The 26,652-nt window shown below is 32.2% G+C and carries 28 protein-coding genes, 8 tRNA genes and 1 riboswitch; of the genes, 22 read left to right on the top strand and 14 right to left on the bottom strand.

Annotated elements, in window-relative coordinates:
* Positions 1 to 33: 33 nt before the first annotated feature.
* Both ACF91D_RS26620 and ACF91D_RS26615 read right to left on the bottom strand, forming a co-directional pair.
* Positions 34 to 405, bottom strand: a complete 372-nt coding sequence (locus tag ACF91D_RS26620) for a YtxH domain-containing protein (RefSeq protein ID WP_042740031.1) — start codon at positions 403 to 405, stop codon at positions 34 to 36.
* Between the two features lie 78 nt (positions 406 to 483).
* Complete coding sequence (locus tag ACF91D_RS26615; RefSeq protein ID WP_042740032.1) at positions 484 to 909, bottom strand: HIT family protein; 426 nt, start codon at positions 907 to 909, stop codon at positions 484 to 486.
* Between the two features lie 127 nt (positions 910 to 1,036).
* Here ACF91D_RS26615 and ecsA point away from each other — a divergent pair, with 127 nt between their 5' ends.
* Both ecsA and ecsB read left to right on the top strand, forming a co-directional pair.
* Positions 1,037 to 1,774 carry an ABC transporter ATP-binding protein EcsA gene (gene ecsA, locus ACF91D_RS26610; protein WP_107512948.1) on the top strand — a complete coding sequence of 246 codons (738 nt, stop codon included), beginning with the start codon at positions 1,037 to 1,039 and terminating at the stop codon, positions 1,772 to 1,774.
* Complete coding sequence (gene ecsB, locus ACF91D_RS26605; RefSeq protein WP_119624562.1) at positions 1,771 to 2,994, top strand: ABC transporter permease EcsB; 1,224 nt, start codon at positions 1,771 to 1,773, stop codon at positions 2,992 to 2,994. The genes ecsA and ecsB overlap by 4 nt, the downstream gene beginning before the upstream one ends.
* A 59-nt stretch (positions 2,995 to 3,053) precedes the next feature.
* Here the strand turns inward: ecsB and ACF91D_RS26600 are convergent, their stop codons facing one another.
* Positions 3,054 to 3,557, bottom strand: coding sequence for a signal transduction protein TRAP (locus ACF91D_RS26600; protein WP_042740035.1), 504 nt, complete (start codon positions 3,555 to 3,557; stop codon positions 3,054 to 3,056).
* A 263-nt stretch (positions 3,558 to 3,820) separates the two neighbouring features.
* Between ACF91D_RS26600 and hemE the strand changes: the two genes are divergently transcribed.
* From hemE to ACF91D_RS26540, 12 genes are all read left to right on the top strand, one after another.
* Positions 3,821 to 4,855, top strand: coding sequence for a uroporphyrinogen decarboxylase (gene hemE, locus ACF91D_RS26595; RefSeq protein WP_107527651.1), 1,035 nt, complete (start codon positions 3,821 to 3,823; stop codon positions 4,853 to 4,855).
* Between the two features lie 83 nt (positions 4,856 to 4,938).
* Complete coding sequence (hemH, locus tag ACF91D_RS26590) at positions 4,939 to 5,862, top strand: ferrochelatase (RefSeq protein ID WP_107527652.1); 924 nt, start codon at positions 4,939 to 4,941, stop codon at positions 5,860 to 5,862.
* Between the two features lie 17 nt (positions 5,863 to 5,879).
* Complete coding sequence (hemY, locus tag ACF91D_RS26585; RefSeq protein ID WP_119624561.1) at positions 5,880 to 7,283, top strand: protoporphyrinogen oxidase; 1,404 nt, start codon at positions 5,880 to 5,882, stop codon at positions 7,281 to 7,283.
* A gap of 169 nt (positions 7,284 to 7,452) precedes the next feature.
* The gene (locus tag ACF91D_RS26580) at positions 7,453 to 8,007 is read left to right on the top strand and encodes an RBBP9/YdeN family alpha/beta hydrolase (protein WP_107527654.1); all 555 of its coding nucleotides are present in this window, start codon (positions 7,453 to 7,455) and stop codon (positions 8,005 to 8,007) included.
* Positions 8,008 to 8,428: 421 nt separating this feature from the next.
* Positions 8,429 to 8,502 (top strand) — tRNA-Met (locus ACF91D_RS26575).
* A gap of 14 nt (positions 8,503 to 8,516) precedes the next feature.
* Positions 8,517 to 8,592 (top strand) — tRNA-Asp (locus tag ACF91D_RS26570).
* An 11-nt stretch (positions 8,593 to 8,603) separates the two neighbouring features.
* Positions 8,604 to 8,676 (top strand) — tRNA-Phe (locus ACF91D_RS26565).
* A 15-nt stretch (positions 8,677 to 8,691) separates the two neighbouring features.
* Positions 8,692 to 8,767 (top strand) — tRNA-His (locus tag ACF91D_RS26560).
* 14 nt (positions 8,768 to 8,781) lie between these two features.
* Positions 8,782 to 8,855 (top strand) — tRNA-Gly (locus ACF91D_RS26555).
* Between the two features lie 10 nt (positions 8,856 to 8,865).
* Positions 8,866 to 8,940 (top strand) — tRNA-Asn (locus ACF91D_RS26550).
* Between the two features lies 1 nt (position 8,941).
* Positions 8,942 to 9,013: transfer RNA gene (locus ACF91D_RS26545), tRNA-Glu, on the top strand.
* A gap of 48 nt (positions 9,014 to 9,061) precedes the next feature.
* A tRNA-Ser gene (locus tag ACF91D_RS26540) sits at positions 9,062 to 9,150 on the top strand.
* 171 nt (positions 9,151 to 9,321) lie between these two features.
* Here ACF91D_RS26540 and ACF91D_RS26535 read toward each other — a convergent pair.
* The 5 genes from ACF91D_RS26535 to ACF91D_RS26515 all read right to left on the bottom strand — a co-directional run bounded on the left by ACF91D_RS26535 (position 9,322) and on the right by ACF91D_RS26515 (position 13,410).
* Positions 9,322 to 10,377: a tyrosine-type recombinase/integrase gene (locus tag ACF91D_RS26535; protein WP_107527655.1), complete on the bottom strand. Its 1,056-nt coding sequence runs from the start codon at positions 10,375 to 10,377 to the stop codon at positions 9,322 to 9,324.
* Positions 10,378 to 10,825: 448 nt separating this feature from the next.
* The gene (locus ACF91D_RS26530) at positions 10,826 to 11,179 is read right to left on the bottom strand and encodes a DUF3969 family protein (protein WP_107527656.1); all 354 of its coding nucleotides are present in this window, start codon (positions 11,177 to 11,179) and stop codon (positions 10,826 to 10,828) included.
* Between the two features lie 5 nt (positions 11,180 to 11,184).
* Complete coding sequence (locus ACF91D_RS26525) at positions 11,185 to 11,655, bottom strand: hypothetical protein (protein WP_119624560.1); 471 nt, start codon at positions 11,653 to 11,655, stop codon at positions 11,185 to 11,187.
* Positions 11,656 to 12,167: 512 nt separating this feature from the next.
* Positions 12,168 to 12,737, bottom strand: a complete 570-nt coding sequence (locus ACF91D_RS26520; RefSeq protein WP_107528076.1) for a hypothetical protein — start codon at positions 12,735 to 12,737, stop codon at positions 12,168 to 12,170.
* 112 nt (positions 12,738 to 12,849) lie between these two features.
* Positions 12,850 to 13,410: a hypothetical protein gene (locus ACF91D_RS26515; protein WP_119624559.1), complete on the bottom strand. Its 561-nt coding sequence runs from the start codon at positions 13,408 to 13,410 to the stop codon at positions 12,850 to 12,852.
* A gap of 238 nt (positions 13,411 to 13,648) precedes the next feature.
* Here ACF91D_RS26515 and ACF91D_RS26510 point away from each other — a divergent pair, with 238 nt between their 5' ends.
* A complete protein-coding gene (locus ACF91D_RS26510) occupies positions 13,649 to 14,095 on the top strand; it encodes a GNAT family N-acetyltransferase (protein ID WP_119624558.1) in 447 nt (148 codons plus the stop codon).
* A gap of 469 nt (positions 14,096 to 14,564) precedes the next feature.
* Here the strand turns inward: ACF91D_RS26510 and ACF91D_RS26505 are convergent, their stop codons facing one another.
* The gene (locus tag ACF91D_RS26505) at positions 14,565 to 14,804 is read right to left on the bottom strand and encodes a hypothetical protein (protein ID WP_107589544.1); all 240 of its coding nucleotides are present in this window, start codon (positions 14,802 to 14,804) and stop codon (positions 14,565 to 14,567) included.
* Between the two features lie 370 nt (positions 14,805 to 15,174).
* The gene (locus tag ACF91D_RS26500; RefSeq protein WP_107527492.1) at positions 15,175 to 15,759 is read right to left on the bottom strand and encodes an Ltp family lipoprotein; all 585 of its coding nucleotides are present in this window, start codon (positions 15,757 to 15,759) and stop codon (positions 15,175 to 15,177) included.
* 338 nt (positions 15,760 to 16,097) lie between these two features.
* Between ACF91D_RS26500 and menE the strand changes: the two genes are divergently transcribed.
* Both menE and menC read left to right on the top strand, forming a co-directional pair.
* Entirely contained in the window at positions 16,098 to 17,489 is a 1,392-nt protein-coding gene (gene menE / locus ACF91D_RS26495; RefSeq protein ID WP_107527493.1) for an o-succinylbenzoate--CoA ligase, read from the top strand.
* Between the two features lie 14 nt (positions 17,490 to 17,503).
* Positions 17,504 to 18,508, top strand: coding sequence for an o-succinylbenzoate synthase (gene menC / locus ACF91D_RS26490; RefSeq protein WP_107527494.1), 1,005 nt, complete (start codon positions 17,504 to 17,506; stop codon positions 18,506 to 18,508).
* On the opposite strand, the gene yidD is transcribed toward menC, so the two are convergent.
* Complete coding sequence (gene yidD / locus ACF91D_RS26485; RefSeq protein WP_107513312.1) at positions 18,505 to 18,741, bottom strand: membrane protein insertion efficiency factor YidD; 237 nt, start codon at positions 18,739 to 18,741, stop codon at positions 18,505 to 18,507. The genes menC and yidD overlap by 4 nt on opposite strands.
* A gap of 60 nt (positions 18,742 to 18,801) precedes the next feature.
* On the opposite strand from yidD, the gene ytkD reads away from it, so the two are divergent.
* Positions 18,802 to 19,281, top strand: a complete 480-nt coding sequence (gene ytkD / locus ACF91D_RS26480) for an RNA deprotection pyrophosphohydrolase (protein WP_107527495.1) — start codon at positions 18,802 to 18,804, stop codon at positions 19,279 to 19,281.
* On the top strand, positions 19,262 to 20,050 hold the full coding sequence (locus ACF91D_RS26475) for an alpha/beta hydrolase family protein (RefSeq protein WP_182475624.1): 789 nt from the start codon (positions 19,262 to 19,264) through the stop codon (positions 20,048 to 20,050). The genes ytkD and ACF91D_RS26475 overlap by 20 nt, the downstream gene beginning before the upstream one ends.
* A 116-nt stretch (positions 20,051 to 20,166) precedes the next feature.
* On the opposite strand, the gene pckA is transcribed toward ACF91D_RS26475, so the two are convergent.
* A complete protein-coding gene (gene pckA / locus ACF91D_RS26470) occupies positions 20,167 to 21,756 on the bottom strand; it encodes a phosphoenolpyruvate carboxykinase (ATP) (protein WP_042738358.1) in 1,590 nt (529 codons plus the stop codon).
* Between the two features lie 165 nt (positions 21,757 to 21,921).
* Positions 21,922 to 22,034: riboswitch (SAM riboswitch) on the top strand.
* A gap of 109 nt (positions 22,035 to 22,143) precedes the next feature.
* Between pckA and metK the strand changes: the two genes are divergently transcribed.
* From metK to ACF91D_RS26455, 3 genes are all read left to right on the top strand, one after another.
* On the top strand, positions 22,144 to 23,340 hold the full coding sequence (metK, locus tag ACF91D_RS26465) for a methionine adenosyltransferase (RefSeq protein WP_107513098.1): 1,197 nt from the start codon (positions 22,144 to 22,146) through the stop codon (positions 23,338 to 23,340).
* Positions 23,341 to 23,431: 91 nt separating this feature from the next.
* Positions 23,432 to 24,340 carry an NERD domain-containing protein gene (locus ACF91D_RS26460; protein WP_107527496.1) on the top strand — a complete coding sequence of 303 codons (909 nt, stop codon included), beginning with the start codon at positions 23,432 to 23,434 and terminating at the stop codon, positions 24,338 to 24,340.
* Between the two features lie 479 nt (positions 24,341 to 24,819).
* Complete coding sequence (locus ACF91D_RS26455) at positions 24,820 to 25,656, top strand: aldo/keto reductase (protein ID WP_107527497.1); 837 nt, start codon at positions 24,820 to 24,822, stop codon at positions 25,654 to 25,656.
* 109 nt (positions 25,657 to 25,765) lie between these two features.
* Here ACF91D_RS26455 and ACF91D_RS26450 read toward each other — a convergent pair whose 3' ends face one another.
* Both ACF91D_RS26450 and crcB read right to left on the bottom strand, forming a co-directional pair.
* Positions 25,766 to 26,122 (bottom strand): fluoride efflux transporter FluC, encoded by a 357-nt coding sequence (locus ACF91D_RS26450; protein ID WP_107527498.1) that lies wholly within the window; start codon positions 26,120 to 26,122, stop codon positions 25,766 to 25,768.
* Positions 26,119 to 26,484: a fluoride efflux transporter CrcB gene (gene crcB, locus ACF91D_RS26445; protein ID WP_107527500.1), complete on the bottom strand. Its 366-nt coding sequence runs from the start codon at positions 26,482 to 26,484 to the stop codon at positions 26,119 to 26,121. Before crcB ends, ACF91D_RS26450 begins: the two co-directional genes overlap by 4 nt.
* Positions 26,485 to 26,652 lie beyond the last annotated feature (168 nt).

Below are 26,652 nucleotides of genomic sequence, written 5' to 3'. Positions count from 1 at the left end.
AATAAAACGATGTAGCTTAGTATTCAATAAGAGTTATTTATCACTTTCAAATGTTTTGCTGATTTCTTCGCCACGATTTTGAAGGTTTTCAATGTGAGATTGCAGACGTTTAATATTAGGATCAATATCTGATTTAAAGTCACCAATCATTGTTTTTACTTCGTCGCCTATTGAGCTACCAAATTCTGTACTTTCAGATTTAATTTGAGCTACATAATTTACAATATCATTAATATTTTGTTTGATAGAATTAATTTCTCTGCTTACTTCTGATTCAGCGCCAGTTGGCTTTCTAGTTTGGGCGTTTAATTCAATCGACTCTTTTTTATCACGATTCATTAATGCAACACCTAGACCAGTTGCAACTCCAGCACTAATTCCTAATAAAATTTGAGCTGTTTTCATAAAAATTCTCCTCATTTCTAAATATCTCTTATTCATTAACATTTTTTATATACCCATTATACTATGTGGTAAGCATGTTTAGTTGAATTGAGCAGCGATTTCTTTTGCAATTTTTGCTTTTTGTTGATCATCGATACTATCTTCGTGTGTTGTCCATTTATAACCAAAACCATCAACATCGTTTTCATATCTTGGTAACAGGTGGAAATGAAGGTGGAAAACAGATTGATCGGCAAATTCACCGTTATTTTGTATAATATTTAGTCCATCAGGATTAAAAGCTTTCTTAATTGCATTTGCAACTTTTGGTAAAGCAACCCCAATATGTTTCATAGTTTCTTCATCTGTTTCAAAAATATTAGCAGAAACTTTTTTCGGCACTAATAATGTATGACCTTTAGTTACTTGTGAAATATCTAAAAAAGCATAAACATAATCATCTTCGTATACTTTATGGCTAGGTATATCGCCATTTATAATTTTACTAAAGATTGTTTCTGACATAAATCTTCACTCCTTCTATGATAGTTACTGACTATTATAGCATTAGTCGTTTCTTTCCGTCATTTATCATTGTAAATTTATGAAGAACACGCATTTTTTGATACAATATAATTTATGGAGGTGCCTCATGACAGTAAAAGTAGAAAATTTAACAGGCGGTTATGGTAAACGACCTGTTATTAAAAATATGAATTTTGAATTAAAAAAAGGTGAAATTGTAGGCTTAATTGGACTCAATGGTGCAGGAAAAAGTACAACTATCAAACATATGCTTGGATTGTTGACACCAATGGAAGGCGAATTAACGATTTCTGATATAAATATTAAAGAAGATGTAGAAACATATAGAAGGAAATTATCTTATATACCAGAATCGCCCGTTATTTATGAAGAATTGACTTTACAAGAACATATTTATATGACTGCTATGGCATATGATATAGATAAGGAAGAAGCGATGAAGCGCGCACTACCTTTATTAAAAACATTTCGCTTAGAAAACGAACTCAATATTTTTCCGAGTCATTTCTCAAAGGGCATGAAGCAAAAGGTGATGATTATTTGTGCCTTTATCGTCGATCCAGAGTTATATATCATTGATGAACCGTTTTTAGGTCTTGATCCACTTGGTATTCAATCAATGTTAGATTTAATGGTTGAAAAGAAAGAAGAAGGCAGAACTGTATTAATGAGTACGCATATTTTAGCTACAGCCGAGCGATATTGCGACCGATTTTTAATAATGGATAAAGGTGAACGTGTTGCGTTTGGAAATTTAGAAGAATTAAGAGCACAAACTGGATTACATGGAAAAACATTAGATGAAATATATATTCATGTTACACAGGGTGGACACGATAGATGACCACAAATGCGAAACAATTATTTATCCAACGCAAACGTGAAATAGCTAAAGAGAAGAGATATTATAATAAATTTATTTTTAATGGTCACTTCTCTGTATTTCTAGTTATTTTACTCGGTGCCTTTATTATGGGGTATGCTGGTTGGTTACAATCGATACCTAAACATATAAATTATGCCTTAATTGCTAGCGTAGTTATGGCTGTGATTTCAATTTTTCCAATTAGAACATTATTAAAAGACGCAGATCGATTATTCTTACTACCATTTGAAAAACACATGGCAGAATATATGAAACAAAGTATAAGTTATAGTTATTTTACTCGAATTGGGTTACAGATATTAATGATAGTGATATTGTTTCCATTATTCTATGTCTTAAATGGTCAAACATTTGGTTTTTACGTTATATTTGCAATCTTGGCATTATTATTACCTTTATTAGGCCTTGTATTAAAATGGTTATGGTATAAATATAAACTAGAAAGCTGGTCATTATATACCTTACTCCTGATTATATATACATCGAGTTATTATGTTGCTTTAGGAGTGAAAAGCATAGCAAGTATAGCAGCAGTATTTATCCTTATTGGATTAGCCTTTATTTTATACAAAAGTACAGATAAACATTTATTCCCTTGGGAAAAATTAATTAAAATAGAACAACAACATCACATGAATTATTATAAATTTGTAAATATGTTTACTGACGTCAAACATTTAAAAGAGACTGCGGTAAGACGAAGTTATTTAGATCCATTATTAACTACACCGAAACAGAAAAAGTTCAATGCACAGCATATGTATTTATATTTATTTATGCGCAGCTTCGCTAGGGGGAAGGATGCATTTCACATTATATTGCGTCTTGTAGTGATTGCAATTATCTTAATCATTTGGTTACAACAACCAGTGGTAGCACTCATCATAGGTAGTTTGTTTATGTATATTATCTTACTGCAAATGGCACAATTCTATACACAACAAGCATATGGTCTTTGGCCTCAAGTATGGCCAGTTCCTGATAGTAAAGTGATTAGGGGATATGAGCAATTTTTAAATCGACTTATGTTCATTATAGGGATCATATTCTTAATCGTTTACTTTATTGTAAATCCTACTTATGGTTTTGCTGGGGTAATCTTTTTCCTAGTAGGCTGGCTTACAGTTAGAAATGTAGTGAAAAAATTAAAATATCAAGAAACACTTTTAAGAGACTAAAAAAAGTGGTTGCTACTCATTTTAAATGAATAGTAACCACTTTTTTTGATTTTTAAATATTAATTGTCATCAATCGGGAATAAATAACGCTCAAAGTAACTTGAATGTTGACCACTTGAACCGAAATATTGACTTAAAGCAAGTTTGTCAAAATTATCTTTAAATACATCAGATGCTTTAAAATCTTCATATGCAGTTCTACTTTCAAAACCGAAATAAATTTTATAAGTTAGACCTTGTTCGGGTTTTAAAAAGCGATAGCTTCGATAACCAGCGTATTGGTTAAAATCTGTAGAAACATTTTCTAATTTTTTCTCTAATTGATATGCGTGATCATCAGATGTTGGAATAAATATCACTGAGAAGAAATGATCTTTATTTAATTCACCTTCTGATTTCAACACATCGTAAACTAATGGCTGTTTTAACACTGATTTGTCTTCTGTTTCTTCTATAATAACGGAAGAATCAGATGCTGAGAATTGTAATAAATTGTGATCAGGATTGTTAAGTCTAATTTGATTTAAATAACCAAATGTACCATATGATGCATAAACTTTCATGAGATTTTCCCCCTTGCTTTGTTTTACAATATATAATAGGAATAAAATGCTTTTTATATACTTCTATCTATTTTCCCAAATAATTATAAAATATGCTTAGATAACATTATAATAGATTTTCACTAGAAAACAATAGTCAAATGATTGAGACATATATGTAAGTTGATTTGAATTTTTTATGACATTTAAGCACAAAGAAATACGCAATATATGCCAATGTGGTATTATAGATAAGAATGATTATAATGTAGGAGGGCATTAAGGTGCATAACAAAAATAATACAATTTTAAATATGATAAATGGTGAAGATGTCACTCACACGCCAGTATGGTTTATGCGTCAGGCAGGAAGGTCACAACCAGAATATAGAAAGTTAAAAGAAAAGTATTCACTATTCGAAATCACGCATCAGCCAGAGTTATGTGCATACGTTACGCACTTACCTGTAGACAATTACAATACAGATGCTGCAGTGCTTTATAAAGATATCATGACACCGTTGCAACCCATTGGTGTAGATGTTGAAATCAAATCAGGTATCGGCCCTGTTATTCATAATCCTATTAAAAACATTCAAGATGTCGAAAAGTTAGGGATGATTGACCCAAAACGAGATGTACCATATGTATTAGATACAATTAAATTATTAACAGAAGAAAAATTAAATGTACCATTAATCGGATTTACTGGAGCGCCTTTTACACTTGCGAGTTATATGATAGAAGGAGGACCTTCTAAGAATTACAATTTCACAAAAGCGATGATGTATAGAGATGAAGCTACGTGGTTTGCTTTAATGGATCACCTTGTAGAAATGTCAATTAACTATGTATCTGCTCAAATAGAAGCAGGCGCTGAGTTAATTCAAGTTTTTGATTCTTGGGTTGGTGCATTAAATGTCCAAGACTATCGTTATTATATCAAACCAGCAATGAACAAATTAATTAGTGGCATAAAGGCGAAACATGATGTCCCTGTTATTCTATTCGGTGTTGGTGCAAGTCATTTAGTTAATGAATGGAATGATTTGCCTATCGATGTGTTGGGCTTGGATTGGAGAATGTCGATTAACGAAGCACATAATTTGAATATTTATAAGACGTTACAAGGTAATTTAGATCCTTCTATTTTATTAGCACCATGGGATGTAATAGAGGAAAGATTGAAACCGATACTAGATGAAGGTTTAAATCACGGTAAACATATATTTAATTTGGGACACGGTGTATTCCCACAAGTTGATCCTGAGACCTTGAAAAAGGTAACTCAGTTTGTTCACCAATATACACAAAGATAGTAAGACATAGAATATAACGAGCAAGAAAGACAAGTAATTATGTCATGTCCATCTATAAAAACAATACAAAGGATGATATTAAAATGACAAAAAAAATAGGCTTATTAGTTATGGCGTACGGTACTCCATATCAAGAAAGTGATATTGAAGCTTATTACACTGATATTAGACATGGTAAAAAACCAAATGAAGCTGAGTTGCAAGACCTAAAAGATAGATATAAATTCATCGGTGGTTTATCACCATTAGCGGGAACTACAAATAATCAAGCAGAAGCATTATGTAAAGCATTAAATGAAGCATATTCAGATGTTGAATTTGAACTTTATATCGGATTGAAACATATTCATCCATTTATCGAAGATGCAGTAAAAGCGATGCATAACGATGGTATTACTGAAGCGGTTACAGTTGTTTTAGCGCCTCATTATTCAAGCTTTTCTGTAGGCTCTTATAATAAACGTGCAGTAGAAGCAGCAGAACAATATAATATAACTTTCAAACATGTTGAACATTATTATGAACAACCGAAATTTATTCAATACTGGACTCAAAAAATTAACGAAACTTTGACACAGATACCTTCAACTGAACATGAAGATACAGTGCTTGTAGTATCTGCACATAGTTTACCTAAAGGATTAATCGAAAGAAATAATGATCCATATCCACAAGAATTACATCATACTGCAGAATTATTGCAACAACATTCAAATATTATACATGTTGCTGAAGGTTGGCAATCTGAAGGTAATACTGGAACACCTTGGTTAGGACCTGATGTGCAAGACCTTACACGTGAATTGTATGATGAATATAAATACAAACACTTTATTTACACACCAGTTGGATTTGTGTGTGAACATTTAGAAGTACTATATGATAATGATTATGAATGTAAGGTCGTCTGTGATGAATTAGGAGTAAATTATTATAGACCGACTATGCCAAATACAGACCCCTTATTTATAGGTGCAATCGTAGACGAAGTTAAAAATGTTTATTAAAGGAAGCGTGAAATACTGTGAGTAAAAATATTGCAATCATCGGTGCAGGTATCACTGGCTTGTCTAGTGCTTACTTTATTAAAAAGCAACACCCAGAATGTTCGGTGACAATTTATGAAGCATCGAATCGAGCAGGCGGTAAGATACAAACCTATAGAAAAGATGGATATACGATTGAATTGGGACCAGAATCGTATTTAGGCAGAAAGCAAATTATGACAGAAATTGCTGAAGAGATTGGATTAGGTGAAGATTTAATCACAAACCAAACAGGGCAATCATATATTTATGCTAAAAATAAACTATATCCAATTCCCGGTGGTTCAATACTTGGTATACCAACAGATATAAAGCCTTTTTTAAAGACAAAATTAATTTCTCCATTAGGCAAGTTACGTGCGGGTAAAGATTTAATTAAACCATCATTAAATATCGATAATGATATCTCTGTAGGTCAGTTTTTCCGTGAACGATTAGGCGATGAAATACTTGAAAATTTAATTGAACCGTTGATGGGTGGCATATATGGTACAGATATTGATGATTTAAGTTTAATGAGTACCTTTCCTGAGTTTAAACAAAGAGAAGAACAATTTGGTAGCTTGATTAAAGGTATGAAATATGAAAAGGAACAACGTCAAAAACAGCGTCAATTATATCCAGGCGCACCAAAAGGTCAATTTAAACAATTTAGACATGGTCTAAGTTCATTTGTTGAGCATTTAGTTGATTATGTTATTAAACAAGGTGTTGAAATAAAATATAATACGCCAGTATCAACAATACGTAAAAATCAAAAAAGTTATGACTTAGTTATAGATGACAATGCTACATTTAGTCATGATGGATTATTAATTACTACACCTCATGAAACATTTACAAAATGGTTTGAAAATGACCCAGTATTTGATTATTTTAAAACGATGGATTCGACTTCAGTGGCTACTGTTGTCTTGGCATTTGATCAGCAGAATATTGAAAACACTCATGACGGTACTGGATTCGTAATTGCGCGTACAAGTCAAACTGATATTACAGCTTGTACATGGACAACGAAGAAATGGCCTTTTACTACTCCGGATGGAAAAGTATTGATAAGGGCCTATATTGGTAAACCAGGTGATACAGTAGTTCAAGATCATACAGATGAAGAAATCGTATCAATTGTGAGACGTGATTTAAGTCAAATGATGAAATTTAAGGGTGATCCAGAATTTAGTATTGTAAATAGATTGCCAAAAAGTATGCCTCAATACAAAGTTGGTCATATAGATAAAATAAAAGACATTCAAACGCATGTGAAAAAAACTTATCCAAACCTACGAATTACTGGTGCTTCATTTGAAGCAGTCGGTTTACCTGACTGTATTAGACAAGGTAAAGATGCAGTTGAAGAATTATTCATAGATTTGAATTTATAAACAGACAGTCATTTCTACTCAATATTTAAAAGAGTTAGAAATGACTTTTTTAATTAAAAAATTTAAAAACATAAAGAAGATATGAGATAATAATAAAGTGATAAACATATTAATATAGTAATAAAAAAAGATAAGATAGGCTTTAATTTAGTTAAGTGGGGGACTTATAATGACAGATATAATAATAGTCCATTCAAAATATGGCGATGCAACAAATCATTGGTACGAATGGTTAGCCAATAATTTAATATTAGAGGGGTATAATGTGACTTTATTCAATATACCGGTAGAAGATCGAGAAAATATGAATACTTGGGTTAAGCGAATGGAAGAGCAAATTCAAGTACAAAAATATGAAACATATTTTGTAACTCACGGATACGGAACATTGGCAGCACTAAAATATATTGAAAAGACAGCAATTGGCAAGATTGAAGGGTTATTCAGTATTTCAGGTTTCAAAGAGGATGCTCATGATATAGATGAAAATATAGAATTAGATGTGTCTATTGATTATAAAGATGTTAAGTCTAAAGTAGAACAATTTTATGGATTATGTGCAGTCGATGATAAATATGTTAACTACCAAGAAACAAAACGTTTGATGGATACATTAGGTGGTAGCTGTAAAATTACGAGTCATGGGGGACATTTTTTAGAATCTGATGGCTTTGACACTTTTAATGCGTTACAAATGAAAATGCAAGCTATAATGACGAAATAAAGTATTTATCGGTACGAATAATTTTATAATCTGAAAAGAAAAAGTACCTAGGTTCAATAGAATATATGACGAAAAACACCTTCGAACTAAAATGTCATGTTCATTTAAAGCTAAAAAAATAGAAAAAAGAGGGATTTAATCCTTATTTACCAATAATTTTTGTATAAATAAGGAACTAAAAGTAAAAATGTATTGTTATATTCCTTTTTTACACAAAATACTTTCTTTAAGTTGTTGACTATACGCCAAAAACTTTATATACTAATAAAGTCTTAAGTGATAGACGCGATGTCCAAACGACAATTATCGCATTTAATATTTAATTAGTTATTAAGTGAATGTAAATTATTTTCAAAAAAGTGTTGACATTAACTTAACAAACATGATATATTAATTGGGTAGGCGTTATAAATAATATTAACGCGGGATGGAGCAGTTCGGTAGCTCGTCGGGCTCATAACCCGAAGGTCGGTGGTTCAAATCCGCCTCCCGCAATTACATAGTTTTATGGTCCCGTAGTGTAGCGGTTAACACGCCTGCCTGTCACGCAGGAGATCGCGGGTTCGATTCCCGTCGGGACCGCCATTACATATTATGGTTCAGTAGCTCAGTTGGTAGAGCAATGGATTGAAGCTCCATGTGTCGGCAGTTCGACTCTGTCCTGAACCATTACTGATTTTTGTGGCGGGTGTGGCGAAGTGGTTAACGCATCGGATTGTGGTTCCGACACCCGTGGGTTCGATTCCCATCATCCGCCCCATAATAATTTAATACGCGGGTGTAGTTTAATGGCAAAACCTCAGCCTTCCAAGCTGATGTTGTGGGTTCGATTCCCATCACCCGCTCCAATAATATTTATCCACAGTAGCTCAGTGGTAGAGCTATCGGCTGTTAACCGATCGGTCGTAGGTTCGAGTCCTACCTGTGGAGCCATGGCCCCGTGGTCAAGCGGTTAAGACACCGCCCTTTCACGGCGGTAACACGGGTTCGAGTCCCGTCGGGGTCATATAAACAGAAGTGAAATATCGCTTCTGTTTTTTTAATACAATGAAATGGAGAGTTGTCCGAGTTGGCCGAAGGAGCACGCCTGGAAAGTGTGTAGGCGCCACAAGCGTCTCGAGGGTTCGAATCCCTCACTCTCCGCTAGGGCGCGAAAGTACATACAATTGAATACTTTGCGATATCGAAGGACGTTGTTAAATCAACGTTCTTTTTATTTTGTCAAAAGTCAATAAAAGTGAATTCTATAATTTTTGGTCAACAAGCGGACGATTTGACCACTTTAGATTTCATTTTGTCCGTTTAATTGTCCGCTTAAAAATTAATAGCTATATCTAGTTTTTCATCCTCTTCAGTTTTTAATTCTTCAAGTAAATGACTATATACTCTCCATGTGATTTCGATATTTGAATGGCCTAATCTTTTACTTACATATCGTATAGAGAAACCTTTGCTTAATAACATTGATGCATGCGTGTGTCGCAGGGAATGCAGAGTATAGTGGCCTACATTATTTTCTAATAAAAATTTTCTGAGTGTACTTGTAACTGCTTTATTTGTGATTAAGGTTACACCAGTATTAAAGAGTTGTCTTCTTATAGAAGTGGGGCGGTTATTCAATACATTTACGATGTGTTTCATATCATGTTTTGGAATAGTTATTGTTCGTTCTGCTGATTCTGTTTTGGTTCCAGGAAGATGTATCGTTGAATTTAATTCATCAATATGTTTGCGTTCTAATTTTTGTACTTCACCAAATCTAGCACCAGTTGAAATTAATATAAATATTGCTAAGTAAGATAACTCATTTTTTGATTTTGAAAATTCTTTAAGTGATTTATAATTCTTTAAACTTATAAATTTGGATTCTTCTTTTTTAGCTTCTTTCTTCTCATATATAGGAGCATTCCAAGTAGGGTCGCGATGGATTAATCTTTCATTTAAAGCGTCTTTGAATGCTTGAGAAAAGCAATTGTTTAACTTACTTACACTTTGTATAGTTCTGCCTTCTTTACGGCCACCGACGTACATACCTTCAGCATATTCTTTTAGCATTTCCCTATACTTTAATTGTGATACATCTTTAATTTTAATAAGTCCAAACTTTTCTTCAAATACATTTTTAGCGTTGTTATATCTATTTAAAGTAGATTGTGATACTCTGCCTTTTTTATTAACTTTAATCCAATTTTCGAAGTAGTCTATAAAGTTCATATCTTCTGATAAATTGGCACCTTTTGTTACTTGGTTATACAAATCATTCATTGCGTTTGTAGCTTCTCTTTTAGTTGAATATCCACGTTTTCTATAACGTTTCTTATTGTATCTAAAATCGTATTCCCATGTTTTACTAACTTTTTTTACATTCATCATATTAACCTCCTTTAAAAAGATAAAATATATTTATATGACTATAAATATACGAGTATGATTCAATGTGCATAAATATAGTACAATCTTCTAAGATTTCTAAGAAATTATTAGGTAAGTTACTAATTGATAAGAACTTATCTATAAATTCTTGATTGTTTATTCTTTCATAATGATCTATTATCATGTTTAATTCTATAAATGAGAAAAGCCTGAAATTGCATAAAAGCAATCTCAGGCCATCCCAGGTCGACTTGGGCCGACTATTTCGTTACTTTTGTAATATCATATTTATTTTTCTATAACAACAATATCACCTATCTTTATAGGTTTATTACTTTTGTAATCTTTGCTATTATTGTTAGTTTTTGAATGTTCCAGGTTCAATCGTTTTCTTATACTCTTATTTTCATAAAAATATATAGGGCACCTATGTGCCCTTAAATAATCAATTTGGCGGATTCTTCTTCGTTATAATAAACTCGGTCAACATTTTTTCTGTAAATTCCACTTCTTCATATTCTTTTAATAAAGCTTCTGTTTCTTTTAATAAACGATTTGTTTCTTTTTCTATTGATATGTTAAAAGTTTCAAAGTCTTCTAATTCTGTTCCTTCATGAACTAAATCTATTATATCTTGTCTAACATTATACCTTTGTAATTCTTCCATAATATAAGGTGTGAAAAAGAAACTTTCTGCATCGTCAATACTAATCAACCCAATATTTACTTGCTTAAATAACCCGTATATTGTTATTAGTGAGAATTTTTCGATTTCTAATTTATTTTCAAATTCAATAATTTAAATCAACTCCAGCCGTTTTTAGTTTTTACATTAAATACATATCCAGATCTACTTTTAAAGTAATGAACAGAAACTTTTTTACCATTTACATATCCATTTTTATATACTTTAACCCATTTTCCAGATTCGATTCTTCTCAAATCTTTTAGTAAAGGTTTGTTTTTGACAGTGACATGTTTAGTTCCATTTTTAGCTGCTTTAAATCCTGCTGGGTATCTTGGGGCATATTTTATACTTTTATATGCTTTCATACCACCTCTAATAATGAATCTAACTAAGCCATTACGGTCTTCGTATTGTTGAACATGATTTTCCGGAATGTAATCAGGTAAGTTGTCTAACTCATCTTGATTGATGTTTTCATCTAATATTCCAATTGATTCAATGTCTTCATCAGCTAGTACTGAAATAGGTGATGATATAAACGTAATTAATAGTATTAAGGCTAAAAACGATATAAATTTATTTTTCATGTTGTGATTTCTCCTTTTATGTAAGTGCTTTCATTATAACAAATAAGGAGGTTATTTAAAGAGGGGGGATTAGTTGGTAAAAAATGGTAGTTAAAAAGTAAAAATAATTGTAATCCCTTTAATTATTTATTGAAATAAAGGGATTTTTATTTGGTGTAAAATTACAATTAATTTACAAAAAGATATTGACTGAATATTTTGAGAGGAGGAAAAGATATGGATGTAAAAGTAACAGTAATCGCAAGAGTATTAGCACTTATCCATGATGTTAGAGATTTACTAGGCAGCACATTTATAAATAATATTACATAAGGTGAAACGTTTATGATTAAGTTGGTGTGCCAATTGAAATTGATTTTAAAAATGGGTAATAACTTCAGTTGAAAATTTTCAAAACTCTTTTCAAATAAAAAGATCCTTGCTATTTTATCGATTGATTAGTCGATGAAATAGCAAGGATTTTTGAGTTTTAGAACTATTAACGACAGTTATGAACGTGTGAAATTACTAAATTATTTTCCGTACTTTTCCTCATAATAATTAATAGCCTCTAATACTTGTTCAGCATCTTTTCCTTCATATGTTCCATTTAATATTTGATTTCTTGTTTGCATTTCTCCAGAAGATATTCCGCTACCAGTGTTATATCTCCATTCTTGATTTGGTAATTCCATATATGGGTTATCGTTAGTATTTTGAGTTTGTGTGCTAGAATTTTTGTTATTACTATTTTCTGTATTATTTACTTGTTGTTGTGTGGCATTAGTTTGTTGATTAGTTTCTTGTTGTGTTTGATCGTTCTGTTGGTTGTTATTATTTGCGACTTCTTGTGAATTAGTGTTTTGGCTTATATTATTTGAATTATCACTGTCTTTATTTGATAAGCTTTCTTTGTCGTCTGTCTGTTGTACTTTTTTCTTATCCTCATCTGACTTTTTATTAGTTTTCGTGTTGTTGTCTTTCTTTGTTTCTTTATCAGTTGTTTTGGTCTCTTTATTATTTTCAGATGTTGTTTCCTCATCATTGTTACATGCAGCTAATATTAAGAAACTTGATAGTAGTAATATTGATATTTGTTTCATAATTATCTCCTTATTTTTATGAAATAACAATTCAGAAATATTTTTAATATTATTAAGAAATCGTGTTTCTGGATTATTAATTTAAATTACTAAGTATTTTACTATTATAAGTTTATTCAGCATCTCTATTGTCATATACTGATTCTTCTGTGCCGTTTTCAACTCTTAATGAACTTTCATATGCTGCGCTTGCAGGTCCTTCCATTACGTTACCTTGGGGGATAACTCCATTAGACACTGCGCTATTATATGCTTGGATTTTCTCTATTTCAGAATAATTACCATTTATAATTGTTTCTAAAGTATTTCTATCTGTAACATTTGAATTGTCGATATTTTGTCTTTGTGGTTGATTGGTTTGCGATTGTTCTGATTGTGTTGTACTAGCTTGTTGTTCGTCTGTTGGTGTATTATTTTGAGTTTGATTCTGTTGATTTGTATTTTGGTCGTTATTTGTTTGTTGTTCAGAATTTTGATTTTCAGAATTTTGATTTTCAGTGTTTGAAGTTTGCTCGTTATTGTTTTCTTTGTCTTTCTTTTTATCATTATTTTTCTTGTGTTCATCATTAGAAGATTTGTTCTCATTAGTATCATCTAATTTACTTTCTTCTTTGTGCGCACATGCAGTTAGAAGTAAAAAACTTGCTAAAAATAAAAATGATAATTTTTTCATTTTATCTCACTCCTTATCGTTTTCGCTTTAAATTATTATTATTGTAGTACATATAAAATTATAACAAAAAAGTTTGGTACAATTGGTAATTATTTTTAATTTTAATCTAATTTTGTAATTAAATCATTTTGTGTTAGCTGATATTGCATGTTCTTTTTAAATGAAACTGACATAATAGAGGATAGTTATTTATTCGTATTAATGCATTTATAGTTTGTTGGAAAGTGGGGATAGTGTGATGTTACGTAAGGTATCTAAAACAATGGATATTCCGTTTGAGTTATTGTTAACTGCGGATCCTTCCATGCAGCAACTTAAAAAATGTTTGTCTGAAGGTTGTTGTTACGTGTTAACTGAAAATGGTGATATTATAGGAAGTTTTATTATTAAATCATCATTAGATAGTTTAGAAATCACAAATATTGCTGTTGTGGAAAGTAAACAAAATCAAGGAGTAGGGAAATATCTAGTTGATGCGATTTGCAAAGCTGCTGAGCAAAGGGGTTATAGGTCGATAAATGTAGCAACGGGCAATTCAAGCATTGGGCAATTGGCTTTTTATCAAAAGGCTGGATTTCGAATTGTAGCCGTTGAAATGAATTATTTTGTAAATAATTATGAAGAGCCGATTTACGAAAATGGCATATTATGTAGAGATTTAATAAGATTAGTTAAGAAATTATAAGCTAATTTTACATTCAAGCAGCTATTTTTAGCTTTAGGTTTAAAAAAACTTTCTATGAATAATATTGTATGCTAAATTATATATATCATCAAAACCATTCATTAGGGAGTTGCAATTATTAGATGAATAACAAGACTTTAAAGTATGTAAGTATACTCTCAAATATCATGGGTTGGATTGCAAGTATGGGGATTTTGGTTACTTTAATTTTAAATTTCTATTATGAAACAAGTGAGGATGTATTGTTCAACATTGGTTTTGAAGTAACGGGGACATCACTGTTATGTCTCACAATCTTTTTCGTATTGCTTATGATAAGTACCTTTGGATCGTATATAACTAAAAAGTTAATTTAGGTATAACAACCTTTTAAATAATTAAAAGACCAATTGGATTCAGTTGGTCTTTTTTGCATGTTTAATTATAAAATTTATGAATTTAGACATGATGAATGCGTGGAAAAAATATGCTATAACTGTGATTTAATTAAATAAATCACTAAAATAAATGCAATTATGGACAAAACAAAAAGGCTAATTGAAAAAATTTTCATTGCTAGATGTTGTTTTTTAAATGCTTCGATTTCAAAATGCTCCATTGAATTAAAATCTAAAGAATTTTTATATTGGTGCTGATTAATAAAACCATAACAACTGGTAATTAATAAAAATACTGAAACACAACTCATAATGATGATGAAATAAACCATATAAATTCTCCTAACGTTCCGCAATTAAAATAATGATGTAAATATAGATAATGTATTAAGTTGCACCATACATTGCTTATTACAAATTATTATAATTAATATATTGCGCTAAATCAAAATCATTGTCATATCTTTAAGAAGATTTTTTGTTAACTAAGTATTTGACCCAAATAGCTTGTTTATGTACATGTATTAGAAGTATTTTAATCAGAAATGTCTTAGTCTGTACTAACAAATTGAATTACTTTTGATTTAAGAAATAACGATACTGTGTTTTTATAAAACTTTGAATGATTTAAGTATTTTCTGTAAAAATAAACACTAGCCTATTGTACGATTAGCTAGTGTTTAAAGTTTCAATATTTTTACATTATTTATTTAAGTGATCAATGGCATATTGTGCTTCTTTTTCGGTGAATTTCTCGCCATAGCTTGATGTGAGTTGGTCATAGATGGCATCGTTAGACATATCTTGTGAATCTGCATAATCTTTTGCTTTTTTTACAGCATTTTCTTTGTAATTTGCTTTGAGGTGATCAATAGCATACTGTGCGTCATTACTATTAAATTTTTCTCCGTAACTCGAAGTAAGCTGTTCGTATATACCTTGCTTAGACATATGCATCGTATCGGAATATGTTTTTGCTTTATTTAAAGCTGCTTTTTCCTGTCTTGTAGCATTGCTATCGTTTTCTATTTGGGCACCATCATCAGAAGAACCATTGTTGTTTACGACAACAGAAGAAAATATAGCAATGGCTATAATAGTTATAATAATTAGTAATAAACAACCGCCACATCCACCGAGGATACCCCATAACCATTTTCGGCTTTTTTTCTTATTCTGTTGCGCTTGATATGCTTCCCATTGTTGTTGGTGATGCATATTGTCGTATTGTCTATTTTGGTCTGGATTTTGTTTGTGAGAGGGCTGTGTATCTTTATCTCCTGTCATTATATAATCTCCTTAATAATTTTATTTTTAAAATGCAGACAACATTTTAATCTTATAAATACATTGTACAACAATACAGTTTGAAGTTTTACTGTTTTTTTAAAATAGTAATAATTAAATATCTGATAACAATAAGAAAGGGGTTTTTTTGAAATATCAATAATCATGTAAATTAGTTAAAAATAGTAAATTTTATGTTGATTTAAATAATTAATAACAAATGTATATCTAAATATGCTGTGTAATGAATTTCAACGACAAAGCAAAAATTGAAACTGATACCCTGTTAATTAATATAAAACGCGTTATAATGAATGGTGAGATGGAGGAATGTTAGCGTGAAATTTTGGTTGGAACAACAAGCAGAAATAAATGGAGATGGATGTTTTTTAGATGATGGAGTAAATCAAGTTACCTTTAAGGATGCATATCAATATGTAACGAGACTGGGTTATGTGTTAGCAAAATACGATCCTAAGAGGGTGGGACTTTATATAGATAATACCATTAAATCAGCTTTGTTAATCAATGCCTGTTGGGCGGCTGGTATTGAAGTTGCATTGTTGAATACGAGATTAACGCAACAAGAAATGATGGCTCAAATGTCTTCAATAAATGTTAAATATATTATTGCGACACATGAATTGTCATTATTGGACTTTAAAATTATACAGTTAGCAGAGCTTGAGTCTAACATGTCGGATCAACAAATTGTACCTCACTTTTCATTAGAAAGTATTGCTTCTATTATGTTTACTTCTGGTACGACTGGACCTCAAAAAGCAGTACCACAAACATTTGCCAATCATTTTGCGAGTGCACTTAGTTGCAAGGAAAGTTTGGGGTTTGACGAACAAACGAAATGGTTGTCTGTGTTACCAATCTATCATATATCAGGGTTAAGTGTACTATTAAGAGCGATGATTTCAGGTTTTACTGTGCGTCTTGTACAAAAATTTGATGCTACGCAAATGCTTGATATTATTGTGAACGAACGACCTACACATGTCTCATTAGTACCACAAACGTTGAAGTGGCTAATGGATAGTGGTTTGACCAAGCCGTTTAATATCAAGCGTATCTTATTAGGTGGTGCTAAATTATCTAGCGCATTAATTGAAGAGGCATTAGCTTATAATTTACCAATATATAATTCATTTGGCATGACAGAAACTTGTTCTCAATTTCTAACAGCGTCACCTGAAATGTTAAGTGAGCGATTTGATACTGTTGGAAAGCCAAGCTCTAATGTCGCAGTGAAAATTAAAGACCCAGATTATAATGGTCATGGTGAGTTACTAATTAAAGGTGGTAACGTGATGAATGGGTATTTATATCCACAAAATACTGCAGATAGCTTTGATTCAGAAGGCTATTTTAAAACGGGTGATATTGCAGAAATTAATAGCGAAGGTTATGTAATGGTATATGATCGACGTAAGGATTTGATCATTAGTGGTGGTGAAAATATTTATCCATATCAAATAGAATCAATTGCCAAACAATATCCAACAATAGAAGATGCATTATGTATTGGTATTAAAGATGATGTTTGGGGTGAGGTGCCATGTCTTTATTATGTGGCTCAAGAGGAGATCCAAGAACTTGATTTAAAAGATTACTTAGAACAACATTTAGCAAAATATAAAGTACCTAAAGTATATAGACGAGTTCAAGCATTGCCATATACCTCTACTGGCAAATTGCAAAGAAATCAATTTAAATCATAGCTAGGAGTTTTCTTATGAAATTGATTGAGATGAAACTATTTGAATATCAAACGCATTTTAAACATCCTGTGATAACACCCAAGGCCAAATTAGACTATAGAAAATCATTATTTGTGAGTCTAAAGATGAGTAATGGTAAAACGTATTATGGTGAGTGCAATGCATTTGAAACAAATTGGTATGATGATGAAACAATATCAGACGTCTTATCTCAAGTTAAATATTGGTATAAAACTTATCAAGGAAAGACCTTTGATTCAATGCAAACCGTTCAAGCATCCTTGGAAGGATTGGAAGGTTATCCTGCAACAAGAAGTATGTTAGTGATGGCGTTTTATCAAATGTTCTATAAGCTAGAACAATTTAATGTGCCTTATGGTGCGACTGTGAGCGGTTTAACAGATAGTAATTTACTACAATTGAGAGAGACAGAGCCGCAAAGAGTTAAACTTAAATGGTCTGATAACATATTGAATGATGTTCAAAAGGTTCAAGCTCTACCATTTAATTTACAGATAGCTATTGATGCTAACGAAAGTTTAACGGATAATGAACGAGATAAATTGCAGATTTTAAGTGAAGCGGACATACTTTATTTGGAGGAACCATTTGCAACGTTGGACCAATTAATGGCATATGACACTAATACGATTCCCACTGTAGCGATTGATGAAAAAGCGACATCGAAAGCAAATATAATAGATGCGTTACATAGATATAATGTCGAGGTTATCATTGTCAAACCGTTTAGGTTAGGTGGTATTGATCGCGTAATCGAATTAATTGATGTTATTAAACAATATGGTGGTAAAGTGGTTATAGGTGGCATGTATGAATATGGATTAAGTCGCTATTTTACAGCGATGGTTGCTCAATGGGCAGACTTCCCAAGTGATATTACACCAGCTGGATATTATTTTGAGCAAGATGTAGTTGCAAATTCAGGCATATTAAAAGGAGGTTCTATTCAATTTGAACCTCCAACAGTACTGACATCAAGACTTAAACGTATATATTAATCTTTAGTTGACTTATTCTTCTTTAACGGAACTGGATCGAATCCGCCTTTATGCAGTGGATGGCATTTCAGTATGCGTTTGATTCCTAGCCATGTACCTTTAAATGGACCATAAACAACGATTGCTTCGCGTGTGTATTCAGAACAAGTAGGATAGAATCTACACGTTGCTGGTGTCACGGGTGAAATATAATGTTGATAAATATAAATGAGTCCAAGGAAAATTTTTTTCATATAATTAGCCTCCAACTAAAATCATAGCATTGTTAGTTTAACATAGAAAGAGGAAGAGTGATGAGCGTGAAGTTTAAAGATAAAGAAAATGATAATGTATATTTAACGTATAAAGACGATTCAGATATTCCTGACGGTGAACACGTTCTAATCATTCCGAACTATCAAGGGAAATTATTATTCACACAACATAAAGTAAGAGGTATTGAATTTCCGGGAGGCAAGGTTGAACCTGGGGAAACCAGTTTAGTTGCTGCAAAAAGGGAATTGTTTGAAGAAACTGGTGCTGTTGGAGAAACATTTCATTATATTGCCCAATATTATGTAGAAAGAACTTGCGGTAAAAGATTTACAAAAGATGTGTTTATGGTCACCGTAGATGTCTTAGAGCAACAGTTAAATTATTATGAAACGCACGGTCCTTTATGCTTTAATGATGTTTCAGAAGTACCGAGCAACAAAAAGAGCTATTTATTGAAAGATGCAGCAATTTTACAATGCTTAGAAAGAGTGATGGAAATTGGCTTTTATAAATCATAAGCGCATGCCAGTCGAGAGTTTAGATCATATATTTGAAGAGGTTACGTACTTGGTTGATAATTTAAAGGTTCGTGGTCTGATGATGCGACCAACACGTACTGTGAAACGCATAGTTATATATTTGCGCGGAGGTAAAGGACAGGTAGGGATGGTTCGTACAGGACGTTTGATGCAATTTTCTGATGCGCACACTTTAGTATTTGGCCCTTATTATCGTGGCAATAATGGTAGTGAAGGTAAAGATGAATTTTATGGTAGTGATTTGGATGATGTATGTGTTGCTGTTCGAATATTACATGACATGTATCCCGATGCTGCAATACATATGATTGGTTTTTCTAGGGGTGGCTTACAAGGTTTATTAACTTTCCAAGCATTGCCAGTTTCAAGCTTTATCATTTGGGGTGGCGTGTCGAATATACATTTAATGTATGAAGAACGTGTTGATTTAAGAGGAATGTTACGCAGAATGATTGGTCATCCAAAGAAAGATTATGCGGCTTATGCTAAGCGAGATGCATTGACATCAATAAACTCAGAGTGTCCGCCCATCTTCATTGTGCATGGTGGCAAGGATAAACAAGTAGGTATACATCAAGCATATCATTTAGAATGTAAATTGTCTGAAAGAAACGTGACATTTCGTACATTTTATCAAATGGATGAAGGTCATGTACCAAGACCTCCTGCAATTAAATATGCATTAAACGCTGTTAAGCAGTGGATGACGGATGTTGAAAATGATTGTATTCAGCAACACTACATGTAATATAAGCGTCTTCTACAATGAGTTGGAATATAATAGCCTGAATGTTTAAAAAAATATATATTTTTGTTAATTAATATAAAAAAGACCGTGTGTTAGGCACACGGTCTTTTTTGGTATTATTTAAATCCACCATTTTTTGCTAGGTCAGATACTTCTTCACCAAACTTTTCAAAATTACGTTTGAAGCGGTCGATTAAATCTTGAGCTTGCGCTTTGTACTCATCTGATTTGCTCCAAGCGTTAATTGGATTTAATAATGTTTGAGGTACATCTTCGACATGAATTGGAATATTTAATCCGAACATATCATCTTTAATGTATTCAGCATCTTTAAGTTTACCGGTAATGGCTTGGTTTACCATTTGTCTAGTATAGTTTAAGCTGATTCTTCTACCAACACCATATTTACCACCAGTCCAACCAGTGTTCACGAGATAGACATCAACATCATGTTTATCGATTAGGTCTCCTAGTAAATCTGCATATACCTTTGCATTTAATGGCAAGAAAGGTGAGCCGAAGCATGTTGAGAATGATGGTTCAGGTTCTGTAACGCCACGTTCAGTACCTGCTAATTTAGCAGTGAAACCACTTAAGAAATGATACATTGCTTGATCTTTAGATAATTTGGAAATTGGAGGTAATACACCAAATGCATCTGCAGTTAGGAAAATAATTGTATTAGGATGTGCAGCTTTTGATGGTGTTACAATGTTATCAATATGATTGATAGGGTATGCAGCACGTGTATTCTCTGTGTATTTATTATCATCGAAATCTACATCACCGTCTTCATCAACGACAACGTTTTCTAAAATTGTTCCATACTGGATAGCGTCGTAAATTTGTGGTTCCTTTTTATATGAAAGGTTAATTGCTTTTGCATAACAACCACCTTCAATATTGAAGATTCCATTGTCATTCCATCCGTGCTCATCATCACCAATTAATTTACGTGTAGGATCTGCGGATAACGTTGTTTTACCTGTTCCTGAAAGACCGAAGAATAGTGCAACATCGCCTTTTTCGCCGACGTTAGCAGAGCAATGCATACTCATAATATTATCTTTCGGCAACAGGTAATTCATTACAGAGAAAATACCTTTCTTCATTTCACCTGCATATTCAGTACCACCGATTAAAATAACTTTGTGTTTAAATGAAGTAATGATAAATGTTTCAGAATTTGTACCATCTACTTCTGGATTAGCTTTAAAATGTGGCGCTGACACGATTGTGAAATTAGCTTTAATTTCTTGTGCTTCTTCTTTAGATTTTGGACGTATAAACATGTTTTGGGCGAATAAATTATGCCAAGCAAGTTCATTGATTACTGTTAACTTTAACTGTGATTCTTCGTCACTACCTGCATAACCATTAAAGACATAAAGTTCGTCCTTTTGATCTAGGTATTCAAGAACTTTGTCATATAATTTTAAAAATGTTTCCTCTTCGATAGGTTGGTTGATATTGCCCCAATCGATAGAATCTCTATAAGATGGTTCTGTCACGATGAATTTGTCTTTAGGTGAACGTCCAGTATATTTACCAGTCTTTGCATTAATTGCTCCAAGTTCTGTTAATTCACCCTCACCATTATTTAAAATCTTGTTATACAATTGTGTTGTAGAAAGTTGGAATAATGATGACGTTTTGCCCAAAATGTTTTCGATTTTATTAGTGTATGTGTATGTATCTACAGCCATACTCAATCCCTCCAAAGTTATTTGTATTGTAAGCCTTTACAATTAAAAAGTATAACACATATGATTTATTAGTACACATCATTTTAAAGGGAATTTAAAATTTATATTAATAAATGTTAAATTGACATTATTACTTAACTTCGGTACTATAGTGATTAACGGATTCTCTTATCCTGAGAGGCGGAGGGACATGGACCCAATGAAGCCCAGCAACCTCTTCTTAATACGAAGAAAGGTGCCAAACCGTTTGCAGACAAATACCGTCTGAACGATAAGAGCGAATGGACGTATTAGGGCCTTCTCTCTATTTAATATAGTGAAAGGGCCCTTTTTTAATGAGCTCACAGTATAGAGAATATTCGTAATTTAAAACTAAAGGAGCAAATTATGACTTACAATAGAAGATTATTCACATCAGAATCTGTAACAGAAGGACATCCAGATAAAATTGCCGACCAAGTTTCAGATGCGATTTTAGATGAAATATTAAAGGATGACCCAAATGCACGAGTAGCTTGTGAAACGACAGTTACGACTGGTATGGCGTTAATTTCAGGTGAAATATCAACAACTACTTATGTTGATATTCCTAAGGTAGTAAGAGAGACAATTAAAGAGATTGGCTATACGCGTGCTAAATTTGGTTATGATAGTCAAACAATGGCAGTATTAACAGCGATAGACGAACAATCACCTGACATCGCTCAAGGTGTGGATACTGCATTAGAATATCGCGATGATTTATCTGAGGCTGAAATAGAGGCTACAGGTGCCGGAGACCAAGGCTTAATGTTCGGCTATGCAACAAATGAAACAGATACTTATATGCCATTGCCAATTTTCTTATCTCATCAATTATCTAAACGTTTATCAGATGTAAGGAAAGATGGCATATTAGACTATCTTCGCCCAGATGGTAAAGTGCAAGTAACTGTTGAATATGATGAACATGATAAACCAAGCCGTATTGACACAATTGTAGTTTCTACGCAACATGCTGAAGATATTGAATTAGAACAAATTCAAAATGATATTAAAGAGCACGTTATTTATCCAACAGTTCAAAAAGATTTACTAGATGAACAAACAAAATTCTACATCAATCCTACTGGTCGATTTGTAATTGGTGGACCTCAAGGAGATGCGGGCTTAACAGGTCGTAAGATTATTGTAGATACGTATGGCGGATATGCACGCCATGGTGGTGGATGCTTTAGTGGTAAGGATCCTACAAAAGTTGACCGTTCAGCAGCATATGCAGCACGTTATGTAGCTAAGAACATTGTTGCAGCAGGCTTAGCTGATAAATGTGAAGTGCAACTTGCTTACGCAATTGGTGTTGCAGAGCCAGTTTCTATATCAATCGATACATTTGGTACAGGCAAAGTGAATGAAAGTGTGTTAGTTGAAGCGGTTAGAACTCACTTTGATTTAAGACCGGCAGGAATTATAAAAATGTTAGATTTAAAACATCCTATTTATAAACAAACTGCAGCATATGGTCATTTTGGTCGTACGGATGTGTTGTTACCATGGGAGAAACTTGATAAAGTCAACTTATTGAAAGATTCTGTACAAGCATAATAAATTGCCTTAAGTGTAGAGTTTACACTCGAATAAACAGATGATTTCCATTATAATAAAGTTACTGATCACATAAAGGAGCGTTATTGTTATGAACTCATTGGGACCTTTAGAAATTGGTTTAATCGTGGCAATTATCGTAGCAATTATTTGTTTGATTTTATTTATTGCTGCTTTAAACAGTAAGAAGAAAGCACAGAAAAAGATTGAAGAGCAATATCAATCTAAAGAACAAAAGTTAAAAGAAACACACGAAGAAGAATTAGAAAAAGAAAGAATCGAAAATAAAAAGACTGTTACAAAACAAAAAGAAGAATATGATGCGACAGTCAATACTAAAGATAGAGAAATTGATGCACTGAAACTTTTCTCAAAAAATCATAGTGAGTACGTAACAGATATGAGATTGATTGGTATTCGGGAACGCTTAGTAAATGAAAAGCGAATTAGACCTGAAGATATGCATATTATGGCAAATATCTTTTTACCACGAAATGAATTTAGTGATGTGCAACATATCAGTCATTTAGTATTAACACGTACAGGGTTATATATAATTGATTCCCAATTGTTAAAAGGTCATGTCTATAATGGCATCAGTTCTAATCAATTCAAAGATCAACCAATGATTGAGCAAGTCTTTGATACATTAGATCTTGATAAGCAAAAGGCTCAAACATTAGTATTAGATCAAAATGATGATAAGAAATCATTGAATTTTGTTAATTATACTGAGCATATTAATGATATTGAAAAGTTAGCAGGCGATATTCAAACAGAATTGAACTTGAAATTCACACCGACGACTATCTTGTACTTTAATCCGAAGAATGAAGGTGCTGTTACAATCACAAACTATGCACAAAGTTCAAATTCTAAAGTGCTTGTTGGTCCAGAACAATTGGATGAATTCTTTAATAAGTTTGTCTTCCATGGTCGTATTCAATACACTGTCGAAGATTTACAACGCATTATGGATGAAATCGAATCTTTTAATTAATATCATTGCTAAAGTAACGTAATCAATTTTTTGAAATGAATAGAGAGGATGGGATTTAAATTACCCATTCTCAAATAAAAGAGAGCTAATCCATCGCTGATTAGCTCTCTTTTTTATATTTAAATTTGGTGCGTATTATTTGTAGATAACGGAAAATAATAATTTCCGTGTAATTAATTGTAGTGTAGATAAATTTAATTTGAAGGTGTTGATTTAAAAATACATCATCATGTGGAGTATCTGGCGAGACGCCTAAGTGAACAATGGTAGGTAAAGACCAATGGTGAGATGACATGCTAGGAAAGCGAACTGAGAAAACATGATAAATTAAAGTTTGGAAGTAGTAAATATGTGCAATACATATTAGTGATTAACGTAATAAATAGCTAATTTATTTGGTTATGAAGCTTTTTGATTTATATGACTTACGAAATTGTATATCATGTAAGATAAGTAAAGTGAAAAAGGGGATATGAACATTGGAAAATATTACGTTTTACAATGGCAATGAAATGCCGATACTAGGATTAGGTACATTTAGAGTAGATAATAGCGATCAATGTAAAGAAGCAGTAAAACATGCTATAGAGAGTGGATATCGCCATATTGATACAGCTATGATTTATGAAAATGAAGAAAAAGTTGGCGAAGGTATTGCTGAAGCGTTAGAATCTACTGGTATTGACCGTAGTGAACTGTTTATTACTTCGAAATTATGGTTAGCAGATTATGGTAGAGACAATGTTGCAGATGCTTATGCAACAAGTTTAAAAAAATTAGGATTAGACTATTTAGATTTGTATCTTATGCATTGGCCAGGTACTGATGAAGCGTTAATGATTGATACATGGCAAGGTATGGAAGATTTATATAAAGATAATAAAGTTAAAAATATCGGTGTTAGTAACTTTGAACCAAGTCATTTGGATGCACTATTAGCTCAAGTTTCAATTAAACCAGTGATTAATCAAGTTGAATTTCACCCATACTTAGTGCAACAAAAATTAAGAAACTATCTAGAAGTTCAAAATATCCATGCTGAGTCATGGTCACCATTAATGAATGCACAAATCTTAGAAGATGAGACAGTGCAACAAGTTGCCACAGAAATTGGTAAAACGCCAGCTCAAGTAGTTATTAGATGGAATATAGACCATGGTGTCGTTGTTATACCAAAATCTGTGACGCCATCTAGAATTGAAGAAAACTTAAATGTCTTTGACTTTAAATTGACTGCAGAGCAAATTGAAAAATTAGACCAGTTAAATGAAGATAAACGTATTGGACCAAATCCATTAGAATTTACTGGCGAATAAACCATTTAAATTTAGAAATATTAATATTAAAAAGAACCTAGTAAATGCGTTTTTATAACAATTCATTTACTGGGTTCTTTATTTTGTTAACTAATATTGCTGATTACATTTATAAAATAATATACCCGATGAAACAGGCGGCGAATGAAACAACATATTGGAGTAAGGAATATCCAATAAAATGCCACAGATTTTGTTTATCTACTAACATCTTTACAAGTTCAGAAGATAAAGTAGAAAAAGTGGTTAATCCGCCTAGGACACCAATAATTAGCAATGGATGTATCCAAGATGTATGTATAGTCATTCCCATAATAAAGCCGATAAAGAAACTACCTATAATATTAACGAATAGCGTAGCAATTGGAAATGGGGAAGTGAATTTAGTAGCACAATAATTTGTAATAAATCCTCTAATGACTGCTCCGATACCGCCACCTAACATTACAAATAAAATATTGATCATGCTATCTTCCCTCCAATTCGCACGCCGATATAACAAACTATAATCCCAATGATATAACTCGTAATCGCATAAATAACTAATAATAAATAGTACTGGTGCGCTAACATAGATACTAATTCAAATTGGAAAGTAGAAAAGGTGGTAAAGGCTCCGATAAAGCCAGTAGTAATACCTTTTTTTAAATGTGCGTTATTGGCGAAATATTTTAGTGCTAAACTACCTAACAATCCCATTAAAAAAGAACCCATGATATTAGCTATGAAAGTACCGGTGGGAAAGCCACTATCAGGATTCATAAAAGAAAACCAATATCTTAAAAGTGCTCCAATTGAGCCACCAATAAAAATATATAGATATTGCATCATTTATACGCTTCCTCTCAATAAAATAAAATACTACAAAAGTATTTTACCTTTTGTAGCATAATTTAGAAAATAATACCAAATGTTGAAAGCGAAGAAAGGATATGAATGATAATTACGATGAGTAATACAAACGGTAATATTTTACTCGCTTTTCTAATCCAATCT

This window comes from Staphylococcus sp. 231237_7MaSpsaltlick (assembly GCF_043107035.1).
Note: the sequence above shows the minus strand (reverse complement) of the source record. Positions and strands in the feature narration are given on the sequence as shown.